General features: G+C 67.5%; 17 protein-coding genes. 6 read left to right on the top strand and 11 right to left on the bottom strand.

The features are described from left to right. Positions 1–263 precede the first annotated feature (263 nt). Complete coding sequence (locus tag F0357_RS15690) at positions 264–2,732, top strand: penicillin-binding protein 1A (protein WP_312861715.1); 2,469 nt, start codon at positions 264–266, stop codon at positions 2,730–2,732. 178 nt (positions 2,733–2,910) lie between these two features. Next, positions 2,911–4,042 (top strand): peptide chain release factor 2 gene (gene prfB / locus F0357_RS15695; protein WP_153484020.1). Its coding sequence is split into 2 segments (ribosomal slippage): positions 2,911–2,979 and positions 2,981–4,042, totalling 1,131 coding nucleotides; the frame shifts between segments, so codons are not numbered across the junction. Between the two features lie 149 nt (positions 4,043–4,191). On the opposite strand, the gene F0357_RS15700 is transcribed toward prfB, so the two are convergent. The 4 genes from F0357_RS15700 to F0357_RS15715 form a co-directional block, all read right to left on the bottom strand. Then, complete coding sequence (locus F0357_RS15700; RefSeq protein ID WP_208948371.1) at positions 4,192–6,903, bottom strand: glycosyltransferase family 2 protein; 2,712 nt, start codon at positions 6,901–6,903, stop codon at positions 4,192–4,194. A gap of 271 nt (positions 6,904–7,174) precedes the next feature. Then, on the bottom strand, positions 7,175–7,699 hold the full coding sequence (locus F0357_RS15705; RefSeq protein WP_153484032.1) for a beta-1-3, beta-1-6-glucan biosynthesis protein: 525 nt from the start codon (positions 7,697–7,699) through the stop codon (positions 7,175–7,177). 155 nt (positions 7,700–7,854) lie between these two features. Beyond that, positions 7,855–8,736 (bottom strand): UTP--glucose-1-phosphate uridylyltransferase GalU, encoded by an 882-nt coding sequence (gene galU / locus F0357_RS15710; RefSeq protein ID WP_153484043.1) that lies wholly within the window; start codon positions 8,734–8,736, stop codon positions 7,855–7,857. Positions 8,737–8,861: 125 nt separating this feature from the next. Then, positions 8,862–9,908, bottom strand: a complete 1,047-nt coding sequence (locus F0357_RS15715; protein WP_153484047.1) for a hypothetical protein — start codon at positions 9,906–9,908, stop codon at positions 8,862–8,864. A 173-nt stretch (positions 9,909–10,081) separates the two neighbouring features. Here F0357_RS15715 and F0357_RS15720 point away from each other — a divergent pair, with 173 nt between their 5' ends. Next, entirely contained in the window at positions 10,082–11,617 is a 1,536-nt protein-coding gene (locus F0357_RS15720) for a bifunctional metallophosphatase/5'-nucleotidase (RefSeq protein WP_153484051.1), read from the top strand. 9 nt (positions 11,618–11,626) lie between these two features. Here the strand turns inward: F0357_RS15720 and F0357_RS15725 are convergent, their stop codons facing one another. The 4 genes from F0357_RS15725 to F0357_RS15740 form a co-directional block, all read right to left on the bottom strand. Further along, positions 11,627–12,088: a hypothetical protein gene (locus tag F0357_RS15725; RefSeq protein ID WP_153484054.1), complete on the bottom strand. Its 462-nt coding sequence runs from the start codon at positions 12,086–12,088 to the stop codon at positions 11,627–11,629. Positions 12,089–12,307: 219 nt separating this feature from the next. After that, entirely contained in the window at positions 12,308–14,080 is a 1,773-nt protein-coding gene (locus tag F0357_RS15730; protein ID WP_153484058.1) for a sensor histidine kinase, read from the bottom strand. 722 nt (positions 14,081–14,802) lie between these two features. Next, on the bottom strand, positions 14,803–15,081 hold the full coding sequence (locus F0357_RS15735; RefSeq protein ID WP_153484061.1) for a hypothetical protein: 279 nt from the start codon (positions 15,079–15,081) through the stop codon (positions 14,803–14,805). A 145-nt stretch (positions 15,082–15,226) separates the two neighbouring features. Continuing rightward, positions 15,227–16,033, bottom strand: a complete 807-nt coding sequence (locus F0357_RS15740; protein ID WP_153484065.1) for a response regulator — start codon at positions 16,031–16,033, stop codon at positions 15,227–15,229. Between the two features lie 233 nt (positions 16,034–16,266). Here F0357_RS15740 and F0357_RS25260 point away from each other — a divergent pair, with 233 nt between their 5' ends. The 3 genes from F0357_RS25260 to F0357_RS15755 are packed head-to-tail and all read left to right on the top strand — an operon-like array spanning position 16,267 to position 18,899. Then, positions 16,267–16,713 carry a NepR family anti-sigma factor gene (locus F0357_RS25260; RefSeq protein ID WP_153484068.1) on the top strand — a complete coding sequence of 149 codons (447 nt, stop codon included), beginning with the start codon at positions 16,267–16,269 and terminating at the stop codon, positions 16,711–16,713. Further along, positions 16,710–17,300, top strand: coding sequence for a sigma-70 family RNA polymerase sigma factor (locus tag F0357_RS15750; protein WP_153484073.1), 591 nt, complete (start codon positions 16,710–16,712; stop codon positions 17,298–17,300). The genes F0357_RS25260 and F0357_RS15750 overlap by 4 nt, the downstream gene beginning before the upstream one ends. Before the next feature lie 15 nt (positions 17,301–17,315). Beyond that, complete coding sequence (locus F0357_RS15755; RefSeq protein ID WP_153484077.1) at positions 17,316–18,899, top strand: sensor histidine kinase; 1,584 nt, start codon at positions 17,316–17,318, stop codon at positions 18,897–18,899. Positions 18,900–19,002: 103 nt separating this feature from the next. On the opposite strand, the gene F0357_RS15760 is transcribed toward F0357_RS15755, so the two are convergent. From F0357_RS15760 to F0357_RS15770, 3 genes are all read right to left on the bottom strand, one after another. Beyond that, the gene (locus tag F0357_RS15760; RefSeq protein ID WP_153484081.1) at positions 19,003–19,182 is read right to left on the bottom strand and encodes a DUF1328 domain-containing protein; all 180 of its coding nucleotides are present in this window, start codon (positions 19,180–19,182) and stop codon (positions 19,003–19,005) included. A gap of 120 nt (positions 19,183–19,302) precedes the next feature. Then, positions 19,303–22,239 carry a bifunctional diguanylate cyclase/phosphodiesterase gene (locus F0357_RS15765; RefSeq protein WP_153484090.1) on the bottom strand — a complete coding sequence of 979 codons (2,937 nt, stop codon included), beginning with the start codon at positions 22,237–22,239 and terminating at the stop codon, positions 19,303–19,305. Continuing rightward, the gene (locus tag F0357_RS15770) at positions 22,236–23,225 is read right to left on the bottom strand and encodes a substrate-binding domain-containing protein (RefSeq protein ID WP_208948372.1); all 990 of its coding nucleotides are present in this window, start codon (positions 23,223–23,225) and stop codon (positions 22,236–22,238) included. The genes F0357_RS15765 and F0357_RS15770 overlap by 4 nt, the downstream gene beginning before the upstream one ends. Between the last annotated feature and the right edge of the window lie 91 nt (positions 23,226–23,316).

The raw sequence follows: 23,316 nt of genomic DNA on the forward strand, positions 1-23,316 counted from the left end.
AGCCGTGGCGGCCCGGGAACTCGAGCCGAAACGGAGCACGACAGGCGGTCGCGGCGCGGTGGCTGACCGGCAACACGCGACGGCGCGTCCGGGCGTTAACGTCTTGGTCATAGTTCGGCCGAAAGGCCGCTCCAGGGATGTCCGAGCGGTGGGCCAGCCGCAGCGGTGGTCCTCGGTTCCGGCCTCCTCCTGACGCGAGGGCCGAGCCGGTCGTTCAATACCGCGTCGGGGGCCACGACGAGCGAGCCGATTTGATGACGTTCATCCTGCGTTCGATCGGGTACATCTTTGGAATCGCGGTCATTCTTGCATTGATCGCGGCCGGGGGTGTCGCCTGGTACATCTCGCACATGTCGGCCTCGCTGCCGGACTACACGGCGCTGCGCAAGTACGAGCCGCCGGTGATGACGCGCGTCCATGCCTCGGACGGCAGTCTGATGGCGGAATATTCGATCGAGCGGCGCCTGTTCCTGCCGATCCAGACCATCCCCGACCGCGTCAAGAACGCCTTCATCGCCGCCGAGGACAAGAACTTCTATACCCACTCGGGCGTCGATCCGTCCGGCGTGCTGCGCGCGCTCATCACCAATTACCGCAATCAGGGGAGCGGCAAGCGCCCGATCGGCGCCTCGACCATCACCCAGCAGGTCGCGAAGAACTTCTTCCTCACCAACGAGGTCAGCATCGATCGCAAGATCAAGGAGATGCTGCTCTCGTTGCGCATCGAGCAGGCCTATTCGAAGGACAAGATCCTCGAGCTCTATCTGAACGAGATCTATCTCGGCTTCGGTGCCTACGGCGTCGCCGCCGCGGCGCTCGACTATTTCGGCAAGTCGGTTCAGGAACTGAGCATCGCGCAGTGCGCCTACCTCGCCGCGCTGCCGAAGGCGCCGAACAATTACAACCCGTTCCGCTACAAGGAGCGCGCGCTCGACCGCCGCAACTGGGTCATCGACCGCATGGTCGAGGACAAGATGATCTCGAAGGAAGACGGCGAGAAGGCCAAGGCCGAGCCGCTCGAGATCACCGTCCGCGCCGCCGCGCCGCACATGTTCGCCGCCGACTATTTCGCCGAGGAGGTGCGCCGCAAGATCGCCGACCTCTATGGCGAGAAGCGCCTCTATGAGGGGGGCCTGTCGGTCCGCGCCACGCTCGATCCCAAGATGCAGGTGGAAGCCCGCAAGGCCCTCAATGCCGGCCTCTTGCGCTTCGATTATGCCCGCGGCTCGTGGATGGGCCCCGTCACCCACGTCGATCTGACGGCGGGCGAGGATTGGGGCGTCAAGATCGGCGACATCCCGTCTTATTACGACCTGCCGGAATGGCACCTCGCGGTCGTCCTGTCGGTCAACGCGACCGAGGCCGAGATCGGCCTCCAGCCGGCGCGCAACGACGGCGGGCGTCTCTCGACGGCGCGTGAGCGCGGCCGGCTTCTCTATAAGGATGTGCCCTGGAAGCGCATGAAGGACGGCCGCGGCGACAAGCCCGTGCGTCCGGCGCCGAAGCTCACCGACATGCTGAAGCCCGGCGACGTCATCTATGTCGAGCACGTCGCCGACGACCCCGACGGCGTGTGGCGCCTGCGCCAGGTGCCGGAGGTCGGCGGCGCGCTCGTCGCCATGGACCCGCACACCGGCCGCGTGCTCGCGCTCGTCGGCGGCTTCTCCTACGCCCAGAGCGAGTTCAACCGCGCCACCCAGGCCTACCGGCAGCCCGGCTCGTCGTTCAAACCGATCGTCTACTCGGCGGCGCTCGACAACGGCTACACGCCGTCCTCGATCGTCATGGACGCGCCGATCTCGTTCACCGACGCGAACGGCAAGGTGTGGGCGCCTAAGAACGACGGCGGCAAGGTCGCCGGCCCGTCCACCCTGCGTCAGGCGCTTGAACACTCGCGCAATCTGGTGACGATCCGCCTCGCCAACGAGATGGGCATGCCGCTCGTCGTCGAATATGCGAAGCGCTTCGGCATCTATGACGATCTGCCGCCTTATCTGCCGATGGCCATCGGCGCGGGCGAGACGACCGTGCTGCGCATGACGACCGCCTATGCGATCATCGCCAACGGCGGCAAGAAGATCGTGCCGACCCTGATCGACCGCATCCAGGACCGCTACGGCAACACGATCTACAAGCACGACGACCGCATTTGCGAAGGCTGCGTCGCCGAGAATTGGTCGAACCAGGCCGAGCCGACCCTGATCGACAATGCCGAGCAGATCCTCGACCCGATGACCGCCTACCAGATCACCTCGATGATGGAAGGTGTCGTCAAGTACGGCACCGGCCGTCGGGCGCTCGCGATTGGCAAGCCGATCGCCGGCAAGACAGGAACGACCAACGATTCCAAGGACGTCTGGTTCATCGGGTTCTCCCCCGACCTGGTTGCGGGTGTGTTCGTCGGCTACGATCAGCCGCGTCCGATGGGCAAGGGCGTGGCGGGTGGCGTGGTCGCGGCGCCGATCTTCACCGACTTCATGGAAGACGCGCTCGCCGACAAGCCGCCGGTCGATTTCCGTGTGCCGGACGGCATCAAGCTGGTGCCGGTCAACCACCTGACCGGCCAGCCGGCCTCGGGCTCCGGCGCCGGCATCGTGATCGAGGCCTTCAAGCCGGGCACCGCGCCGGGCGAATCGGGCTTCTCCTTCGCCGCGGGCGCCTCGGCGCAGCCGGACAAGGCGACGGCGGAGCAGGAAAAGGCCGTCTATTCCGGCACCGGCGGCCTCTACTGACGCCATCGGGCGGTCTCGCCCGCGGCGTCGTGAGAGAGCGAGCCTCGGCGCTGCGCCGAACCGGTGCGACGCCCTCCGAGTTTGCATCGGCGGCGGCGGTCCCTTATGGTCCGCGCCGATGCCGCGGCCTTTTCGGTCGCCGGTTTTCCCCTTTCCCTGACGCGAGGAAGGATCCGCGATGCGTGCGGAAACGCAGTCGATCATCGACGAAATCCAGCAGGCCATAAGCCTGCTGAGGAGGCATCTTTGACTGGGATGTCGCAACGAAGCGCCTCCAGGAACTGAACGCCCTCTCGGAATCGCCCGATCTCTGGAACGACCAGGAGAAGGCGCAGAAGCTCCTGCGTGAGCGCAACCGGCTCGATCAGCAGATCGGCGCCGTCTCGAAGCTCAGCCGGGACCTCAATGAGGCGGTCGAACTCATCGAGCTCGGCGAGGCCGAGGGTGAGGCTTCGATCGTCGAGGACGCCGAGGCGACCCTTAAGACGCTGCGCTCTGAGCTCGCCAAGCGGCAGGTTCAGGCGCTGCTCTCCGGCGAGGCCGACGGCAACGACAGCTATCTCGAAGTCCACGCCGGCGCGGGCGGCACCGAGTCCCAGGATTGGGCGCTCATGCTGATGCGCATGTACACGCGCTGGGCCGAGCAGCACGGCTGCAAAGTCGAGCTCATGGAAGAGAGCGCGGGCGAGCAGGCGGGCGTCAAATCGGCCACGATCCTGGTCAAGGGCGACAACGCCTACGGCTGGCTCAAGACCGAATCCGGCGTGCATCGCCTCGTGCGCATCTCGCCGTTCGACGCCAACGCCCGTCGCCAGACGAGCTTCGCGAGCGTGTGGGTCTATCCGGTGGTGGACGACGCCATCAACATCGACATCAACGAGAGCGATGTGCGCGTCGACACCTATCGGTCCTCGGGCGCCGGCGGCCAGCACGTCAACACGACGGACTCCGCCGTCCGCCTCACCCACATCCCGACCGGCATCGCGGTCGCCTGTCAGAACGAGCGCTCGCAGCATAAGAACCGGGCGACCGCCTGGCAGATGCTCCGCGCCCGCCTCTACGAGCGCGAGCTGAAGCTGCGGGAAGAGAAGGCGATGGCCGAGGCCGCGTCCAAGACGGAGATCGGCTGGGGCCACCAGATCCGCTCCTACGTGCTGCAACCCTATCAGCTCGTGAAGGACCTGCGCACCGGCGTCGAAAGCACCGCCCCCGACGACGTGCTGAACGGAGACCTCGATCCCTTCATGGAGGCCTCGCTCGCCCAGCGCATCGCCGGCACCGCCGACAAGCAGGTGCAGGATATCGACTGAGCGAATGCCGAAGGGGGCTCGGCCCGATAGGCGGATCCCCCGGCTCGCAACACTCGACCGAGACGACAAAAAAAAGGAGCCCGGGGTCGCCCCCGGGCTCCTTTTTCATTTGGGGACCGCGCCGGCTAACGGACCGGTGCGGCGGGGCCTTACGCGCTCGGCGTGGCGCTGACGGCACCGGCGGGTGTCAGGGCCGAGGCCGGGACGGCGATCGGCTCGGCCACCGTCTCGGTGTCGCTGTCGGCGGCGGCGAGCGCGGCGATGGCGCGGCGCTCGATGAAGGCCATCACGACCGTCGCCATGAAGGGCAGCGACTGCACCACCAGGACGATCGCGAACACATAGATCTCGCGGACCTCGTCCTTGTTGGTGGCGGCGAGAAGTACCGCGCCGAGGAGGAGGAGCGAGCCGAGGATCGCTTCCCACTTCGCCGGGAAGGCCCCCGCCGTCCGCTTCTTGCCCGAGCCTTTGTCGGTGCGCAGGAAGGGCAGGGAGTCCTTGAAAAGGCCGAGGGCGACCGCCCGGGCGATGGTGAATTGCAGGCTCATGGCGGCGACGCCGGCGCCCATGCAATGGCGGAACGGCAGCTTGACCCTGAGCCGGTAGAGCAGGGCGAAGTGGATGATGTTGATGAGGAACACCACCACCACCGGCAGCGTCAGCACGCTGTCGGGAAGGGCGATGCCGCCGAACGCCACCACCGGAACCCAGAGCAGGTTGAGGATCGCGGCGGCGACGCCGAGCGCCTCGGCCCCCATCCAGTTGATCCAGCCCATCATGAACTGCGCGCGCTGACCGAGCGTGAGCCGCGTGCCGCCCGGGGCGAACCGGCGCCAATGCTTCTTGGCGATCTGGAAGCCGCCATAGGCCCAGCGGTGACGCTGCGTTTTGAACGAGCGATAATCGTCCGGGAGCATGCCGTGGCCGTAGCGACGGCGGGTATAGTGCGCGGTCCAGCCCTGCTCGAGGATCGACAGGCCGAGATCGGTGTCCTCGGTGATGGTGTCGCTCGACCAGCCGCCGGCTTCCTCCAGCGCGAGGCGGCGGATCAGACACATCGTGCCGTGGACGACGATGGCATTGATCTCGTTGCGCTCCACCATGCCGATATCGAAGAAGCCGGCATATTCGGCGTTCATGATGGCGTGGAAGATCGAACGGTGGCCGTCGCGGTGGTCCTGCGGGGCCTGGACGAGGCCGACGCGCGGATCGGAGAACAGCGGGGCGAGGTCGCTCAGCCAATCCGGGCTCACGACATAATCGGCGTCGAGCAGGCCGATCACCTCGGCGTCGGGCGCGGTGTGCTGCAGCGCAACGCGCAGGGCACCGGCCTTGAAGCCCTCGAGCTTCTCGACATTGACGAACTTGAAGTGCGAGCCGAGCCGCTTGCAGTGCTCCTCGATCGGCTTCACGAAGGCTGGATCGGGGGTGTTGTTGATGATGACCACGCACTCGAAGTTCGGGTAGTTGAGCGCGGCGACGCTGTCGAGCGTCTGCTTCAGCATCTCCGGCGGCTCGCGATAGGCCGGGATGTGGATCGACACCTTCGGCCGCTCGGTGAGGCCGAGCGCCTCCAGCGAGCCTTCCGGCACCGGGCCGAACGCCTCCGGCTCGATGCGCTCGGGCAGCAGCCGGGTCGGGCCGCGGCCGAGGGCGATCGCGGCGATCTCCTCGATGCGGGCGAGCGACAGGAGGGCGAGCGGGACGAGCAGGATGAGGCCCGCGACCCACATCACCGCGCTGCCGACCACCAGATAATGGGACAGCGGGTGGGCGATCGTGACCGCGAGCCACGCGCCGACCGCCTGGGCGGCGCCGGCGACCATCAGCGCGTGCCAGAAGGTCGGGCGGCGCAGGGCGAAGGCGATCAGCGACAGCAGGGTGCCGACGAGCAGGGCCGCGCCGACGATGCGCTCCTTGTTCGGCTCACGGATCGCTCCGGCGAGGTCGAACTTCAGCTTGCGATCGGCGTTGAACAGACCCCAATAGGCGCCGACCGAGCCTTCGTTGGTCTTCCAGACCTGATCGAACGCCTCGACGATGTTGTAGTCCATGCCGTGGTCGCGGGCGCGGTTGACGAAGTCGCGCAGGATTTCGGCCTGGGCCACGGGGCCCGGCTCGGCGCCCTTCATGTTGTAGCCGCCGGACGGCCAGCCGAACTCGGCGACGACGATGTGCTTGCCCGGGAAGGCGGCGCGCATGCGGTCGTAGACGTCGACGGCGGTCTGCACCGCCTGCTCGCGGGGCACGCCTTCCCAGTAGCTCAGGATGTGGGCGGCGATGAAATCGACGTTCGCGGCGAGCTCGGGATGCTCGAGCCAAGTCGACCAGATTTCACCGGTGGTAACCGGAACCGGGCTTTCCGCGCGGACCTTGCGCAGGATCTCGCCGAGCTCCTTGGCGGTCTTTTCGCCGCGCAGCACGCTTTCGTTGCCGACGACGAGGGAGGTCACGTTCGGATAGCGGCGGGCGAGGTCGAGGCCGTTCTTGATCTCGATCTCGTTGCGCTTCTCGTCGTTCGAGATCCAGATCCCCTGCATCACCTTGATGCCGTACTGGTTGGCGATCTCGGGGATCTTCTCGAGGCCGCCGGTCGCGGCGTAGGTGCGGATCGACTTCGTATAGGGCGCGACTACCTCCATGTCCTCGCGCAGCCGCTGCGGGGAGATGATGTCGCCCTTTTCGGGGTTCTCCGCGGCGTTGTAGGGAGCGAAGGACAAGCTCTCGAGCTTGCCGCTCACATCCGGTGCGTGCACCTGCTGCTCATTGACCAGCCATACCGCAGCATGCGCGAGGGCGGCCACCACGACTGCGGCCAACACCCCCGGCACGGCGCGCCGCGCGGCTCTGACGATCGACATCGGCAGGAAGCTCCTCGAACCCATCGAACCCGCACCACTAAACTGCTGATCTGTGTCCCGGTTCCGTCCGGACACAGCACCGAATTTCGGTCGAGCTTCTAGTGCGCGCGAGCTGAATGGACGCTGAATGTGCAGAGAAATTGTTGCAGTGCCGAATGATAGCGGCTTGCGACAATCCGTCCAGAGGAGCGACGGGAGGGATCGCCAAAAAAGTTAACGCCCGGCTTGCGACCGGGCGTCTCAGGTCCGTCGATCGGACGGGGAAGAGCGATTATTTCGGCTGCTCGGCCGGCTTGGCGGGCTGAGCGTCCGCCGGCTTCGCCGCGCTCTGGTCGCCGCCCTTCTGGGCGTCGGGCTTCGTCTCCGCCGCCGGCACCTTGAGGGTCGCCGGGTCGAGGGCGGGGTCGGCCCAGCAGGCGCGGGCGCGCAGCGGCAGGCCGGCATCGCCCTGCTCGGGCGTCACGCCGACGCGGATCAGGCAGCGGAACGCCGCCGGAATGTGCTGCGACGGGCAGGAGAAGCGGTCGTAGAGGTCGATGAAGTCGCTCGCGGTGCGGATGTCGTCGCGCCACAGGAGGCTCAGGATGCGCTCGCCCGCCCAGGCGCATTCCGGCTGCTGCTCGGGCTTCGGAGGCTGCGGGGCCGCCGCAGCGGGCTGGGGCGCGGGAGGAGCCGGCTGCGCCGGAGCGGCCTGCGGCTGGCTCGGCTGGGCCGTGTTGTCCTGGGCGGCTGCCGGATAAGCGGCCAGGAGGATCGCCACCAGGGTCAACGGACGCGCGAGCGAGAGCATTCTCATGTGGTCAGGAACCCGATTGTTGGTCGCCCGAACGGGCGGTCAGCGAGGCCGGAGGATGGCGCAAGCCGGTTCCTCTGTCCATGCCGCCGATCCGCGGCCGTCCGTTGCGGTTTCCGAAGCGTTCACCCGGGGGCCACGCGTCGGACTTTGCGATGTCACGCTTTCGTCAGGAGTTTCTGGACGGCGGCGTGGAAGTCGGCGCCCAGGTCCTGGCGGGCGAGGGCGAAGGCCACGTTCGCCGACAGGAAGCCGATCTTCGAGCCGCAATCGTAGGTGGTCCCTTCGAAGCGCAGGCCGGTGAACGGCTGGGTCTTCATCAGGGGGCGCATCGCGTCGGTGAGCTGGATCTCGCCGCCGGCGCCCTTTTCCTGGTTGGCCAGGAGATCGAAGATTTCCGGCTGGAGGATGTAGCGCCCGGTGATGATCAGGTTCGACGGCGCGGTGCCCGGAGCCGGCTTCTCGACCATGCCGGTGACGCCGAAGACGCGGTCGTCGCCGTCGCCGATCTCGACGACGCCGTATTGGTCCGTCTTGTCGGCAGGCACTTCCTCGACGGCGATGACGTTGCCGCCGTGCGAGGCGTAGACGTCCATCATCTGCGAGAGGCAGCCGCGCTCGGCCTGGATCAGCACGTCCGGCAGGAGGAGGGCGAACGGCTCGTTGCCGACGATATCCCGGGCGCACCACACCGCGTGGCCGAGCCCGAGCGGCTCCTGCTGGCGGGTGAAGCTCGTCTGGCCGGGCTGCGGCCGGGCGGCGATGACGGTGTTCAGCGCCTCCTGCTTGTTGCGCCGGTGCAGCGTCTCTTCGAGTTCGAAGGCGATGTCGAAATGGTCCTCGATCACGCCCTTGTTGCGGCCCGTGACGAAGACGATGTGCTCGATGCCGGCTTCGCGCGCTTCGTCGAAGACATATTGGATCGCCGGCTTGTCGACGACCGTCAGCATCTCCTTCGGCATCGACTTGGTGGCGGGCAGAAAGCGAGTTCCAAGGCCGGCGACCGGGATGATCGCCTTGCGGATCCGCTTCTGGGGCATGGGGTATCCTCCGATGGGTGGATCGCCGGGGGCGCGGCCGGCGTGCCGCTGCGCGAGGCTCGCGTCCGGCCGGCGCGAGCACTAGCCGAGCCGAGACGCGGCGGCAAGGCGACCCGGCGCATCAGTCAATGAGATCGTTGCCGATTGGTTCCTGTCGGCAGGCCGAGCGTCGCGGTCTCGGCATCGAAGCGCCAATCGGCGAACGGCGTGAGGTGCGTGCCGCCGATCCAACGGTCGAGCCCGATCAGCCCGACGCGGTCGGCGCGGCCGGCGAGCACGGAACGGCCGGCGTCGGTCAGCGACACGTCGGCGGTGATGAAGGCCTTGCGCCGGTCGGGATCGGCGAGCACCGCCATCGAGAACGGCTCCGGCAGCCCGGCGACGAGCGGCGTCGGCCCCAGTGTGAGCCGCGACAGGAGATGGAAGAAGGAGATGTCGCCGAGGAAGGCGGCCTCTTCCATCGCCAGCACGCGGGCGAACAGGAAGCCGACGCGGCCGACGCCGCGATCGATGGAATAGAGGATCTGGCGCTCGGTGCGGCCGATACCGGCGGCGGGCGAGGGGAGTTCCTCTAGAATGCGGCGCACGGCGGCACGGGCGAAGGGAAGGCCGGCCTGGGGCTGGCCGTCGAGGGCATAGAGGGATTCCGGCGTCGGCGCGCGGAAGGCCGCCCAGAGGGTCCGGGCCGTCTCGAAGCCCTCCGGCGGCAGCACGAGCAGCGTCTCGGCGAGGCCGGCGAGGCGCTCGGCGCCGAGGGGGCCAAGATGGAACGGGGCGGGCAGCAGGAAGACGTCCTCGGTGCGGCCCCAGCGGCGCAGCGCGTCGAGCACCTGGGCGAGCTGGATCTGGTCCGCCGCGTCGGGCTCGAACCAGATCTCCACCCGCTCGAACGCGGCGTGGCGCTCGATCATCGCATCGCGCGCGGTGAGTTCGCCGATCACGTCGCGGCCGGGAAAGGCCATGGCCTCGCCGAGGAAGGCGGCCCGCAGCGAGCGCAGGGAGACATCGTCGAGGCCCGGCGGAACCGGCCCGTCCATCAGAGGATCGCGCCAGGGCAGGATCTCCGCCTCCGGACGGAGGTCGGCGAGGGTGTCCGCGACAGTGTCGCCGTTGGTCACGATCAGCACCGGCTTGCGGCTCGGCGGGGCGGCGCTTTCGTTCGCGCTCGTCATGAGGTCTCGGCTCCGGCTTTCGGCTCAGGGGCGCCCGGCGTGCGGAACGCCGGCGCGGATCGCGGTGTCGGGGACGTCGTGTCGCCGACGCTGGTCACGATGTATGCTCTCGGCGCGCTCAATCCCAGCCCATCGGGAGAGGGTGCGCTGCGACAGACTTCCGAGGATATTCCATGCCGTCCGTCACCCGCCGTGAAACTTTCGGTCTCGGTCTCGCCGGCGGCCTCGCCGTCACCTTCGTCTCGGGCAGTGCCAAGCCGGCGGACGCGGCTCCGCCGCCGCCACCGACCTTCACGATCGTGCACGTCAACGACATCTACCGCATGGGCGATGTCAAAGGCCGCGGCGGTTTCCCGAAGCTTGCGGCGGTCGTAAAGGCGGAGCGGGCGCGCGGCGTGCCGACCCTGTTCACCCACGGAGGCGACACTCTGTCGCCCTCGTTGATGTCGGGGTTCGACAAGGGCGCGCACATCATCGCCCTCACCAACATGGTCAAGCCGGATGTCTTTGTGCCCGGCAATCACGAATTCGATTTCGGCGAGGCGGTCTATTTCGAGCGGTTGAAGGCGGCGGAGTTTCCCGTCTATGCCGCCAACATGACGACCGCCGACGGCGCGCCCGTCCCGGGGATGAAGCGCTCGGAAATCGTCGAACTGGGCGGCGTGAAGCTCGGCGTGATCGGTCTCGCGCTCGAAGACACGCCGACGATGTCGCAGCCCGGTACTCTCAAGTTCCTGCCGGCCCTCGAGGTGCTCAAGGCCGAGGCGGCGGCGTTGCGGGGCAAGGGCGCCGATCTCATCCTCGCCGTCGCCCACGCCGAGCGTGCCCTCGACGACGCCATCATGCGCCGGCGCCTCGTCGATATCCTGGTCACCGGCCACATCCACGATCTCTCGATCGGCTACGACGGCGACGTGGTCCATGTCGAATCGAACGAAGACGCCAACTTCGTCACCGCGATCGACGTCGCCGTCACCATCAAGGACGACGGCAAGACGCGGAAGGTGAGCTGGTTTCCGAGCTTCCGCATCCACGACACCACGTCGGTGGATCCGGACCCGGACGTCGCCGCCGCCGTCGCGGTCTACGAGACCCAGCTTTCGAAGGCGCTCGACGTCGATATCGGCACGACGGCGACCGAACTCGACACACGGACGAGCACGGTCAGGTCGCGCGAATCCGCTTTCGGCGACCTGCTCGCCGATGCCGTGCGAGCCTCGACCGAGGCGGAGATCGCGATCGTCAACGGTGGGTCGATCCGCGCCGACACGATCTATCCCCCCGGCACGACGCTGACCCGGCGGGACATCCTGACCGAGCTTCCGTTCGGCAACACGACGGTGCTCGTGGAGATTTCGGGGGCGGACGTGCGGGCGGCGCTGGAGAACGGCTTCTCGATGATGGACAGCGGCGCAGGCCGGTTTCCGCAGGTCTCGGGCCTCGTCGTGACGGTCGATCCGGCGAAGCCCGCTGGCTCGCGCGTCGTGTCGGTGACAGTCGGGGGAGAGCCCCTCTCGCCGGAGCGCTTCTACAAGGTCGGGGCGAACAATTTCATGTTCGGAGGCGGCGACGGTTACAAGATGCTCGCCGCCGGCAAGACCCTCATCGGGGAAACCGACGGCGAACTCATCGCGACGGTGGTGATGAACTATATCACCGCGGCGAAGACCATCTCCCCCTCGGGCGAGGGACGCATCATCATCGAATGACGGTTCTCGTCAGCGCTGGGCGTTGCTGAGGCTCGGCACGACCACGTTGCGGGCGACGACCGTCTCGGCGCGGCTCGGATCCTGGCGGTAGAGCACGCGGCCCTCGCGGTCCGTCATCGTGATGTCGAGCTGGTGGTTCGGCAGCACCTTGATGTCGGTTGCGCCGCCGCCGGTCCGCACAGAAGACGCGAGACGCGCCGCGTCCTTCTGCGACGCCACCGGCATCGAGACGCTGACGGGCACCGTATCGGCACCGTCACCGAGATCGCGGGCCGGCGCCGTGCCATGCGAGAAGGCGACGCACAGGGCGACTGCTGTCAGGAGCGCGACGGGTCCGGCGATGTGGCGGGGCAGGGTGCGCGGCGAGCGCTCCCAACCGTCGCTCTGCCATTCATTGGGCCGACGGCGCGGGGCGGCTGTGGCTCGCACGAGCCGGAGGTCCGGGTGGATAGCCTTGCTGCGCGAATCCATCTCAGTCTCCTCTTCCACCGTGACGCGCCCGACCGATCGGCGGCCCTGGTGGGCCGCCGGCTGTTGCCGTCGCGATGTCGATCAAGGGGCGCCGATCCGCCGCGGACCCATCTGCGGGCCGTCCAGCCGGTCGGCTGCATTCACGCTTCGTTAACGTCGAGATGGCCGGCCGGTTCCGGGGCCGTCCGTCTGCCGTTTTTCGCGCTGCGTTTGGAAGGTCTATGCGTCTTCGTCCACCCGGATCGCGTCGGCCGATGCGTCGAGGTGCCAGCTTAGTCCGGCCGGGTCGAACGACAGCACCGCTTTGCCGTTCAGCGCCCGCGGCACGATGGTCTCGATCATGGTCCGGCCGAAGCCGCGGCGTGAGGGCTCCACCACCGTCGGACCGCCGATCTCGCGCCACGTCATGACGAAGCGCTCCGTGCCGCCGTCTGTGGTGAAGGCCCACTCGAGATCGATCGAGCCTTGGAGGCTCGAAAGCGCACCGTATTTCGTGGCGTTCGTCGACAGTTCGTGGATTGCGAGACCGAGATTCTGGGTCGCTTCGGGGGAAAGGACGAGGGTGGGACCCGAGAGCCGCACCCGTCCTTCGACGCCCTCGATCTGATGGGCGAGCTGAGTTCGCACCAATTCGTGGAGATCGGCCCCGCGCCATTGCTCGGCAACGAGGAGATCGTTGGCCTCGCCCAAAGCCCGAAGCCGCGCCCCGAACCGATCGAGGAAGGCTTGCGTCCCTTCGGTGTTCGCCGCGGTCTGCCGCGCCATCGCCTGGATCACGGCGAGCAGGTTCTTGGAGCGGTGAGTGAGCTCGCGCATGACGAGTCGCAGATGCTGCTCGGCACGCTTGCGGTCGGTGACGTCGACGACGACGCTGCTGGTGCCGACGATGACGTCGTTCTCGCGGCGTGGCTCGATGTGACAATCGTACCAGCGGGTCGTGCTCTCGACGGTGATCGGCAGCTCGACATGCTCCGTGCGCCCTGTCTCGATCACCCGGGCCTTGGCGGCGCCAACTGTGTCGGCGATCGCCGCGGGCAGAACCTCCGCATCGGTGCGGCCTATGAAGGTCGTCGGGCCGAGGCCGGGCGGCAGGTTGAACACCCACTCGTAGCGGCCCTCGAGATCCTGCCACATCACGGTGACCGGCGAGGCGGAGAGCGCGGTGTCGAAGCGTTCGTAGGCGACGGCGATCTCCCGCGTGAGGCTCTCCAGGAGCTCGTTCTGGCGCCGCTCGGCGGTGATGTCGATCGCCGTCGAGGTGATGCCGACGATCGTGCCGCGTTCATCCCGGTTCGGTGTCACTTGGAGGCGGAGCCAGGAGACCGAACCGTCGCCCTCGTCGAGGCGCACCTCGAGCTCTTCCGGCTGGCCCGTCTCGAGCGCCCGCTTCTTGGCGGGGATGACCTGCTGCGCGACGTCGGGCGGCAGAGCCTCCACCTCGGATTTGCCCAGAATGGTGTCGGCGTCCAGCTTCGAGCGTGGGTTGAAGGCCCAGGTGTAGACGAGGTCGGTGTTCTGCTTGACGATGGTGACGCCGGTGTCCTGCAAGGCGGCTTCGAAGCGGCCCTGGATCGCGAGCGCCTCGCGGTTGTCGGCGTCGCGGGCCCGCTCGACGTCCTGAAGCTCTTCGGCGAGGTGGGCGATTTCCTCGACGAGCGCGTCGCGACGCGCCACGAGGTCGCTTACCGAGGGGAAGGTGCGCAGCGGGGCCCGCAGCGAAAGGACAGCGACGGCACAGCCGATCGCGACGAGCGCGAGGGGGAGTTGGAGCCAGGCCACGAGGTCCGTTGTTCCGACGGAGGCCTCCGGTCCGGTCGCCTGAAGGAGCGCGACGGCGGCGACTGCACCGAGGAGGATGCCGATGAGCGCTCCGGCGCGGCCCTGAACGCCGGAAATGCGGCGCTGCGCGAGCACGCTCAGGACGGTGAATGCGGCCAGCGCGCACGCCCCTGCGGCCCCGAGCAGGGCAGCGAAGTGCAAGGTCATGGTCATTGCCGCGGTCCGGTCATGTCGCCCGAAGGAGCCGATCGATCGCCCGCGCTCCGGACGGCATGGAGTCTCGCGGTCTGCTGCGTCGCGGCGTGGATCGCATGATCGCAGCCCGGATCGGTCCTGAGAAGCCGCTTCGCTGCGCTAATATCGATTTTGTGTCGAGAGATTGCCAGGGCCCGGGTTCGGGGGACCTTCCCGTTTGGACGGGAAATCGCGCCTGGAGCGAATGCGGCCTCCTGCGCGGAAGCGGCATGTTTCGCGCGCCCCTGGCTAGGATCGGCGGCGCGGACGACAGGCACCCGCGCCGCCGACATCCCCGACCCATCGTGGTGGGGGCAGGCTCGGACCACGGACGATGGGTCAGTGGATCCGATCCTGGTCGGATAATGGTGGGGCGAGAGATCGGTTCCACCGCTTGGGTGCGATTGTCCGAACAGCCAATCTGGCACGCAAATATGTTCCGGCGACCGCAAAAGGGGGCCGGCCAGGCAAAGCCACCGCGCGTGGCGGTCGGTGCGCAGATGTGAAGAACGCGTCGCGGGCCGCATGCATCGGTCACGAAATGTGCATCCGAGCGCATGAAGGCGCGACGACGGCGAACGGTATGATCCCATCGGTCTGCCCCGAATGGAGTTCGCCTGCCCACCTCAGCTTTTAGGAAGTGGCGGATGCGCCCGCAAGCATCGGCACACCTCTCGGGGCGGGCGAGGCGTTCCTGTCCGCTAACGATCCGGTGATCCGGACAGCCAGATCTGAGGGTCGAGACGCGCATCCGATTGGTATTGCAGCCAGCCGAACAGGGTGGCGCCGGCGAGCGCCAGGCCGATCAGGATCACCAAAATTCCCCCCTGGCGGTTGCCGGGGCGCCGGCGCGCCTTGAGATCGAACCGTTCGTCGCGGCCGCCCGGCACCGATCCCGCCGCATCGGACCACGGTGAGGGGCCGACTTGCGGTGGCGCCGCCGGTCGGTCTTCCCGCCAGTTCGGCGAGAGCTGCGTCATCGTTCATGCCTCCGTCGGGGGCGGCGGTCGGGCGCAGCCGGAACCACCGCGCTCGGCCGTGCCACTTGTCCAGCCGAGCCTATTTCCGCCAACGACCGGACGGTGTCGGAGTTCCTTAAGGGGGCTCATATTCACCGGTCCACGCTCACACGCTCGCGGCGACCCGGCTGCTGCCGCGGTGGGCCTTCGCCCGGAAGAAAAGTGCCTGAGAGATCACTGCCTTGAGGGTGTCGGTCTGGAACGGTTTGGTGATGAGGAAGGCCGGCTCCGGCCGATCACCGGTAAGGAGACGCTCGGGATAGGCGGTGACGAAGATCACCGGCACGTCGAAGTCGCCGAGGATATCGTTGACGGCATCGAGGCCGGATGAGCCGTCGGCGAGCTGGATGTCGGCAAGCACCAGACCCGGCCGCTGGCCCTTGACGATGTCGAGTGCCTCCGAATGTGTGCGGGCGACGCCGACGACCCGGTGGCCGAGGGATTCCACGAGAGCCTCGAGGTCCATCGCGATGATCGGCTCGTCCTCGATGATGAGAACCTCCGTCGCGACCTGCGAGATGATCTCCTCGCCCGCCCGGGCGAGCAGAGTGCGCACCTCTCCGGCATCCTTGCCGAGGATGACCGCAACATCCTCCACATCGAAGCCTTCGACGGTGGTGAGCAGGAAGGCCTGACGGCTTGGCGGGGTCATCGCCGCCAACGAGAGCTCGCCGTCTGGAACGTCATCGTCCGTCCGTTCGTTATGCGCTCGAAGCGCGGTCCAAACGGCAATGAAATGGCGATAGAGGGCGGCCTTCGGGGCAAGCGTCTGGTCGAAGGACGCCGGGTCCGCGACGAGGGCTTCGAGAGCCGCGACGACATAGGCATCGCCGCTCTTCTGATTGCCCGCCAGCGCGCGGGCGAAGCGCCGAAGATAGGGCAGGTGCGGGGCGATGGCATGCGAGATCGACATTAGGCCTCCGTGCGGCGTGTAGAGCCTTGTTGGTCCCCGGCACGCGAGACGGCACCGGTACGCGTCCGTTGAACGTCGGCCTCGTGCGGTCGGTTCCACCGCTTCGTAGCGTTCACGCCATCGTGTTCCCGTCACGGCGCCGCGTGAAAATCACGGGCGAAAATGTGTAGCGAGGCGGAACCAACCCGCCGTGCGTCCGTTAGGGTTGGCGGCGTTTCAGTACGCGCGGGGGCGTGGCCGACGCCGTAGGGCGAATTGGGTGGGACGAACTGGGCAGGGAAGACGTGGGCAGGCAATGGACCGAGGACCGCGCGAGGCAGACCGGCGAGGCACATGCGCAAAGCGAGGAGCGCGGCCGCGGACAAAGGAATTTGCAGCGTATGAGTGACATGGAAATGAGTGGGCGCTCAGATGGCGGAACTCCGGCGGGCGCTGGGAAGCCGGCTGGCGGGTCGCCTCCGGGTCGCGAGGCCGCAGCCTTCGGCAGCGACCTTCAATCGTCCATCGGGCGGCAACTGCGCTCGATGTACAACGATCTGCTGCAAGAGCCGGTGCCGGACCGTTTCCTCCAGCTTCTTGCCGATCTCGATGGCAAGGAGGCAGAGACGGAGGCCGGCGACGCGGCGACGGGCGGCGAGCCCGCCACCGACGGCCTCTCGATCAAGGAGGGCGACCGATGACCGGCGACGCCCAGGCCAAGGCCCATGGGGACGCCTCGGTGCGTCACGAGCTGATCGCCGCGATCCCCAATTTGCGCGCCTTCGCGGTGTCGCTGTGCGGCCAGTCCACGCTCGCCGACGATCTGGTTCAGGAAACGCTCGTCAAGGCGTGGGCGAACCTCGCCTCGTTCACGGTCGGGACCAACCTCAAGGCGTGGCTCTTCACCATTCTCCGCAACGTCTATTATTCGGAACTGCGGAAGCGTCGGCGCGAGGTCGAGGATGCCGACGGAGATTATGCAGCCCGCCTCTCCACCCACGGCGCCCAGAACGGGCACATGGACATGGAGGATTTCCGGGTCGCGCTTGCTCGTCTGCCCGACGATCAGCGTGAAGCCTTGATTTTGATCGGCGCCTCGGGATTTTCGTATGAGGAGGTCGCGGAAATCTGCCAATGCGCCGTCGGCACGGTCAAGAGCCGCGTCAATCGTGCCCGCCGCCGCCTTATGACCATGCTCGGGATCGAGGATGAAGAGGACTTCGGCCCCGATCATGCGACACGCGCCGTCATCGCAGCAGGACCCGACGTGTCGGCGCGCGCCCGCTAGGCGACGAGCGCCGATATGACGACGCGCCCGCATCGCCTCGGCTTCCTGCTCGCGATCCTGCTCATTCTCGCCAATATCCCGATCACCGTTCTCGCGGTCGCTTCCGGCCTCGCGGTTCACGGCGAGCGGGTCGAAGAGGCGAAGCGCACGATCGAGCAGGCCGCCGCGCTTGCAGCCGCCCGGCAGGCGCTGCTTGCCGCGCGCGTGCGGGGCATGGCGGACACGCTGGCTCTTGCGCCGGGCGATCTCAACGCAGGCGATGCCGGCCTCTGCGCCCGATTGATGGAGGAATTGGCGAACCGCAGCACCGCGGTCCAGCGCATCGAAGTTGCGGGCGCCACCGGCCCGGTCTGCGCCGAGGGGAGCGAGCCGGCGACCGGTGCTGGCGCGGGCGACGGTGCCTTCTCGGTCGAGGCGCCGGTGAGCGGCGGCGGTCGCCTCACGCTCACCATCAGCGCGGCGGAAGAACGCCGCGTCACCGACGGGCTCGATCCGCCCGCCGGCGTCGTCATCGCGATTCTCGATCGATCGGGGCATCTCGTCGGCACCACCACCGCCAACCCAGCGCTTGCCGATGTGCCGGGTCTCATCGCCGCCATCGAGAAGACCCGCTCGAGCCGCCTCGAACTGCGTCTGCCTGACGGCGGGTGGATGTTCGCGGCGGTGAGCCCGGTCGCCGATACGTCGCTCAGCGTCGTCGCCCTGTCGCCGCTGATCGATATCCAAACCGCCGCGTGGCGGGACTTCGCGCTCGCCGTCGGTCTGCCGCTCGGCTTCCTCCTGATCGCCGTGACGGTCGCTTGGTATGGCATCGACCGGCTCGTGGTGCGTTGGGTGTCGCGGCTCGGGAGGGTCGCGGCACTCTACGGCGCCGGCCGGCTTTCCGTCCGGGTGGGGTCGCTCGATGGCGCGCCGCGCGAGATGAACGCCCTCGGCTCGACGTTCGACGAGATGGCGGACCGCATCGAGCGCCGCTCACAGGAGCTCGAGATGGCGGTGCGAGCCAAGACGGATCTCCTCCGCGAACTCCACCACCGGGTGAAGAACAATTTTCAGCTCGTCGCGAGCCTCCTCAGCCTCGAGGCGCGTGACGCCGACGCGGTTCTGCAAGCGGCCCTCGGCGCGCAGCAGGATCGCGTGCATGCGCTCGCCATCGCGCATCGCGTCGCCTATGCGACGGGGGAAGTCGGCGGCGTTCCCGTCGATCTCCTCGTCCAGGAGGTCCTTCGGGCGCTGCGTCAGAGCGCGGGACTGCCGAACGATCTCCTCGATCTGACGGTCACCGGCGCCGCGCCATGGATGCTCGACCTCGATACCGCGATCCCGTTCGCGCTGCTTCTCACCGAGCTTCTCCGCGCCGCGCTCAGGGTCGCTGCCGACGAGCGGTCGCAAGTCGTGGTGGAACTCATCTTCGAGGAACAGGGGGACGTTATCCTCAAGGCGCGAGGCCCCGGTGCTGAATCGCCGAAGGAACTCGGAGCCCGTCTCATCGAGGCGTTTCGCCGACAGCTCAAGGCCGAGGTTGAGGCGGATTTCGCCGCGAGCCGTTTCGAGATCCGCATCCAAATGTCGTCCACGAGGGCTGCCAAAGCGATCTGACACGCGACCCGGGGTCGTGCCCGCTCCTCTCTCTGGTCCATGCGAAAAGGCCTCCAGCGCTACCGCCGGAGGCCTTTCGTGTGCTTCGCCGATCCCTTGCCGCTTAGAGCACCGGTGGCCGGCGTCCTGCGACGAGGCCGTAGACCAGCGAGATGACGAAAAGAACCAACGCGACCGCGAAGATAATCTTGGCGATACCGATGGCGGTCCCGGCAATGCCCCCGAAGCCGAGCACTGCGGCAATCAGGGCAATGACGAGAAAGGTGATGGCCCAGCCCATCATGACGTAACCTCCTGCGAGCGTCGCGACAGACGCGACCTGACGCGTCGATAACGTCCCCGGTACGGGAAAGTTCAGGCTGCCCCGTGTTCCCTTCGTGCCGACGCTTTGAGCGGGGGTCGCTCAGCGTCCGCCGCGGATCGGAACGACCTGGGGGCGCAACGGGGCGGCGACCGTTGCCTTGTCCCGCAGATAGGCCGCCACGGCGTCGATCTCCATGGGCTTCGCATAGAGAAAGCCCTGGAAGGTGTCGCAGCCGGCCGTGCGCAGGAACTCGGCCTGGGCCGTCGTCTCGACGCCCTCCGCGATCACCGTCTTCGTCATCGCGCGGCCGAGGCCGATCACGGCGCGCGTCAGGGTCTCGGATTCGAGGCTGACCCCGATGCCTTGTACAAAGGACTTGTCGATCTTGAGGACCGAAATCGGGAACTGCCAGAGATAGGAGAGCGATGAGAAGCCGGTGCCGAAATCGTCGAGGGCGAATCGGCAGCCGATATCCGCGAGCCGGCGCATGTTGCCCAGCACCACGGGAGACGAACGCAGGAGGGCACCTTCGGTGATCTCGAAGCCGATGCACCGTGGGTCGAGCCCGTGGCCGGCGAGGATCGCCTCGACCTCGCTCGCAAAATCGACGTGCTCGAGATCGCTGGTCGAGAGGTTGACGGCGACCGTGTAAGCCCGCGCGCCGGTGGCCGCGAACGCCTCGAGCGCCGAGACGGCGCGGGCGATGACGACGCGCGTGATGTCGCGGATGATGCCGGTGCGCTCGGCCGCCGGGATGAACTGCGTGGGCAGGATGACGCTGCCGTCCCGCCGCCGCCACCGTGCCAGGGCCTCGAAGCCCTCGACCTCGCCGTTCGCCGCCGCCACCTGCGGCTGGAACAGGACGAAGACCGAGTCCGCGGCCGGGGTGCTGCGGAGCGCGGTCTCGACCGCCAGCCGCTCGCGGGCCTCGTTCTCGAGCACCTCGTTGAAGAACGCCATCCGGTTGCGGCCCTGGCGCTTGGCCTCGAACAGGGCGAGGTCCGCCTCGCGGATGAGGTCGTCGGCACCCGAATGACGCCGGCTCACCGCAAGCCCGGCGCTCATGGTGATGAGATAGCGCTCCGAGCGGTTCTCGATCGGCTCGCTCACCCCGGAGAGGATGCGCTCGGCCATGCGGCCGAGTTCGCTCGGCGCGGTCAGGTTCGGGCAGAAGATCGCAAATTCGTCTCCGCCGAGGCGCGCCACGACGTCGCCGTCGTCGCGCACCGTTCGGCGGATGCGGTCGGCGACGGCCATGAGGAGGGAGTCGCCGGCCTCATGGCCGAGGGTGTCGTTGATGTCCTTGAACTGATCGATGTCGGCGATGATGAGCCCGGACAGCCGATCGCGCCGGTTCGCCGAGGCGATCGCTTGACTGATGGTGCGGAAGATCGCCCGGCGGTTGGGCAGGCCGGTCACCATGTCGTGCATGGCGTCGTGACGGAGCTGCTCTTCCGCGCGCTTATGGGCGGTGATGTCGGCATGGGAGCCGGCCATCCGATAGCCGATGCCGGCCGCGTCCCGCACCGCGACGGCGCGCACCAGGACCCAGATGTAGCTGCCGTCGGCCCGGCGCAGCCGGTGTTCCACTTCGAGATGGCTGGTCTTGCCGGCGACGTGGGCGGAGATCCGCGCCAGCACGTCCTCGCGCTCATCGGGATGGATGCGGTCGATCCAGCTCGCCGGGCGATCCCCGATGTCTTGCTCCCGGCCGCCGACGAGCGCCTTCCAGCGGGGGGAATAATAGACCCGGTTGGCGCGCAGGTCCCAATCCCAGAGGGCATCGTTGGCGCCGCGGGCGGCGAGCGCATAGCGCTCTTCGCTCTCGATGAGCGCTTCTTCAGACGTCCGCCGTTTCCGCTCGCTGGCGAGGAAGGTGTTGAACCAGCGCGTCAAATCCGCGACCTCGCCGTCCCCCGTCGCTCGCAGCGGAAGGATGTCCTCACGGAATCCCCCGCTCTGGAACTGCCGGAAGCGCGCGGTGATTGCCCGCAAGGGGCGCACGATGTTGGCGAGGGCGACGTAGCTCGCGATGCATAGCAGGGCGATGCAGAGGCCGATCAGCACAAGCGTCATCAGGCCGATCGGCCGGGTCAGGGCGGCGATGGCGTCGGCCGGGGTGACGCTGAGGAGGCTCCAACCGGTCACGGCCGAAACGGCCCGATCGAGCAACACGGGTTCGTCGCCGAGATCGAGCTGCTGGGGCCACGCCGTGGCGCCGAGCGTTGCCGCGATCGCCTTCGGGACGGGCTTACCCAGGCGATCACGATCGGGGTCGAAGACGAGGTTGCCGTCGGCGTCCGCGATCAGCAGATAGGCGTCGTTCGGCAGCGTGCTGGCGACAAGGTGATCGTAGAGGAAAGCGACGGAATAGTTGACGATTGCGACGCCGGAGATGTCCCGCGCCACATTCCGGCGATCGATCGCCTGGATCGCACGGCCCGCGCTGATGGCGCGCAGATCGTCCTGCCGGCCGAGGGGAGGCGTGCCAATGCCGAACCAGACCACGTCGGTGCCGGTGCCGCTGAAGCGCTCGAACAGCGCCTTGCGCCGCTCCGGCGACAGGGGCGGCGCGGCCACGGTTTCGCCGATGTGGTAATAGCTTCCGTTCGCGCCGATGACGTCGATCGAGGCGATGCCCCGCAGGTAGAGATAGGCGTTCAGGATCGCACCGATCTGCTCCTGGGTCGCGAGCCGGGTGAAATCGTCCGAAACCACCTTCGGATCGGTCAGGCTGGGGCGCAATTCGTCGAGGCTCGCGATCGTGTTGAGCAGGTTCTCGACCTGCTCGAACTGCAGGTCGAGATAGTCCCGCTCATTGGACAGGATTGTCTCGGAGAACTGCGCCGTGAGCGAAAGGATGACCTTGCGCGACGCGTTGTAGGAGGTCGCGCCGAGGATGAAGAGCGGAATGAAGGTGAGGCAGAAGACGAACAGAACGAAGCGGCTGGCGATTGTACCCAGGAATGGCGGCCGCAGTCTCGCCGGCGCATCCGCGAGGGTGGGAAGGGTCTCTTGCACCTGCCGTTCGCTCATGGTGCGGTGACCTGTGGTGCCGTGGCCGGCGTCGTCGGCACGTCGGCGTTGGCGCTGTCGATCACTGTCGCATCGAGCTGCGTTGCCGGCTCGACCGGCGCGCCCTTGAGCAACGTCATCGCAGCCTTGACGCCGAGATAGCCTTGCTGCCGCGCATTCTGATCTGCGGAGGCGACGAGCGCGCCGGACGCGATCGCCCGCCGCGCCTCTGGAAGCGCGTCGAAACCGGCGACCAGAACCCCGCTGGTCTTGCTGTCGGCAAGGTACCGGACCACCCCGAGTGCCATCATATCATTGGCGCAGAAGATCAACTTCACATGCGGGTGTTCTCTGAGAATGGTGCGCGCGGCGGCGTAGCCTTCCTCGATCCGCCAGTTCCCGCTCTGGACCGCGACGACGCGGATATTGGGCGCCTCGCCGAACGCCTTGAGGGCCCCCGCCTTGCGCTCGGCCGAGTTGTTCGCGTCGGGAATGCCCTCGATCACCGCCGCTTCGACCGCGCCGGTTGTGCGGGCGGGGAGGGCGGCGATCAGGCGGCGTGTGACGGCGTAAGCGGCCCGCTCGTTGTCGATGCTGACGAACGGCGGAGCCTTGAAGTCGAGCGTCTTCGCAAAGGCGGGATCGAGCCGGTTGTCCACGTTGACGACGACGATGCCGGCGTCCTGCGCCGTTTTCAGCGGAGGGATCAGGCGGACGGAATCCCCGGGCGCCACCACGATCGCGGCGACCTTGTCGTGAACGAGGGCGTCGATGATGCCGATCTGCTGATCGATGGACGTTTCTTTGGAAGCCGCCTTGACGAGGATGTTCGCTCCCTCTTCCGCGGCGGCTTGCCGGGCGCCCCGTTCCATCTCGGCGAAGAACGGGTTCGTCAGCGTCTTCATCACGAGCGCGACCTGCGGCTTCGCCGTCGGTGCCGCAGCATGGGCGGCCTGTTCCGGCTTGCGCTCCTCTTTGCAGCCTGCCAACGCCCCAAGGATGCACACGAGTGCAATTCCGGCCGTTTTCAACGCAAGCCGCCCGCTCGGTTTCATCAGTCTGCGCCCCATCCCGAATGACACGCTAGCGTTTTGGTCG

It is taken from the genome of Segnochrobactrum spirostomi (assembly GCF_009600605.1).
GTDB lineage: Bacteria > Pseudomonadota > Alphaproteobacteria > Rhizobiales > Segnochrobactraceae > Segnochrobactrum > Segnochrobactrum spirostomi.

Excerpts from the sequence above, each read along its gene's own strand:
- F0357_RS15700 (WP_208948371.1), bottom strand. The coding sequence starts at position 6,903 with ATGTCGATCGTCAGAGCCGCGCGGCGCGCCGTGCCGGGGGTGTTGGCC.
- F0357_RS15705 (WP_153484032.1), bottom strand. The coding sequence starts at position 7,699 with ATGAGAATGCTCTCGCTCGCGCGTCCGTTGACCCTGGTGGCGATCCTC.
- galU (WP_153484043.1), bottom strand. The coding sequence starts at position 8,736 with ATGCCCCAGAAGCGGATCCGCAAGGCGATCATCCCGGTCGCCGGCCTT.
- F0357_RS15715 (WP_153484047.1), bottom strand. The coding sequence starts at position 9,908 with ATGACGAGCGCGAACGAAAGCGCCGCCCCGCCGAGCCGCAAGCCGGTG.
- F0357_RS15720 (WP_153484051.1), top strand. The coding sequence starts at position 10,082 with ATGCCGTCCGTCACCCGCCGTGAAACTTTCGGTCTCGGTCTCGCCGGC.
- F0357_RS15725 (WP_153484054.1), bottom strand. The coding sequence starts at position 12,088 with ATGGATTCGCGCAGCAAGGCTATCCACCCGGACCTCCGGCTCGTGCGA.
- F0357_RS15730 (WP_153484058.1), bottom strand. The coding sequence starts at position 14,080 with ATGACCATGACCTTGCACTTCGCTGCCCTGCTCGGGGCCGCAGGGGCG.
- F0357_RS15735 (WP_153484061.1), bottom strand. The coding sequence starts at position 15,081 with ATGACGCAGCTCTCGCCGAACTGGCGGGAAGACCGACCGGCGGCGCCA.
- F0357_RS15740 (WP_153484065.1), bottom strand. The coding sequence starts at position 16,033 with ATGTCGATCTCGCATGCCATCGCCCCGCACCTGCCCTATCTTCGGCGC.
- F0357_RS15750 (WP_153484073.1), top strand. The coding sequence starts at position 16,710 with ATGACCGGCGACGCCCAGGCCAAGGCCCATGGGGACGCCTCGGTGCGT.
- F0357_RS15755 (WP_153484077.1), top strand. The coding sequence starts at position 17,316 with ATGACGACGCGCCCGCATCGCCTCGGCTTCCTGCTCGCGATCCTGCTC.
- F0357_RS15760 (WP_153484081.1), bottom strand. The coding sequence starts at position 19,182 with ATGATGGGCTGGGCCATCACCTTTCTCGTCATTGCCCTGATTGCCGCA.
- F0357_RS15765 (WP_153484090.1), bottom strand. The coding sequence starts at position 22,239 with ATGAGCGAACGGCAGGTGCAAGAGACCCTTCCCACCCTCGCGGATGCG.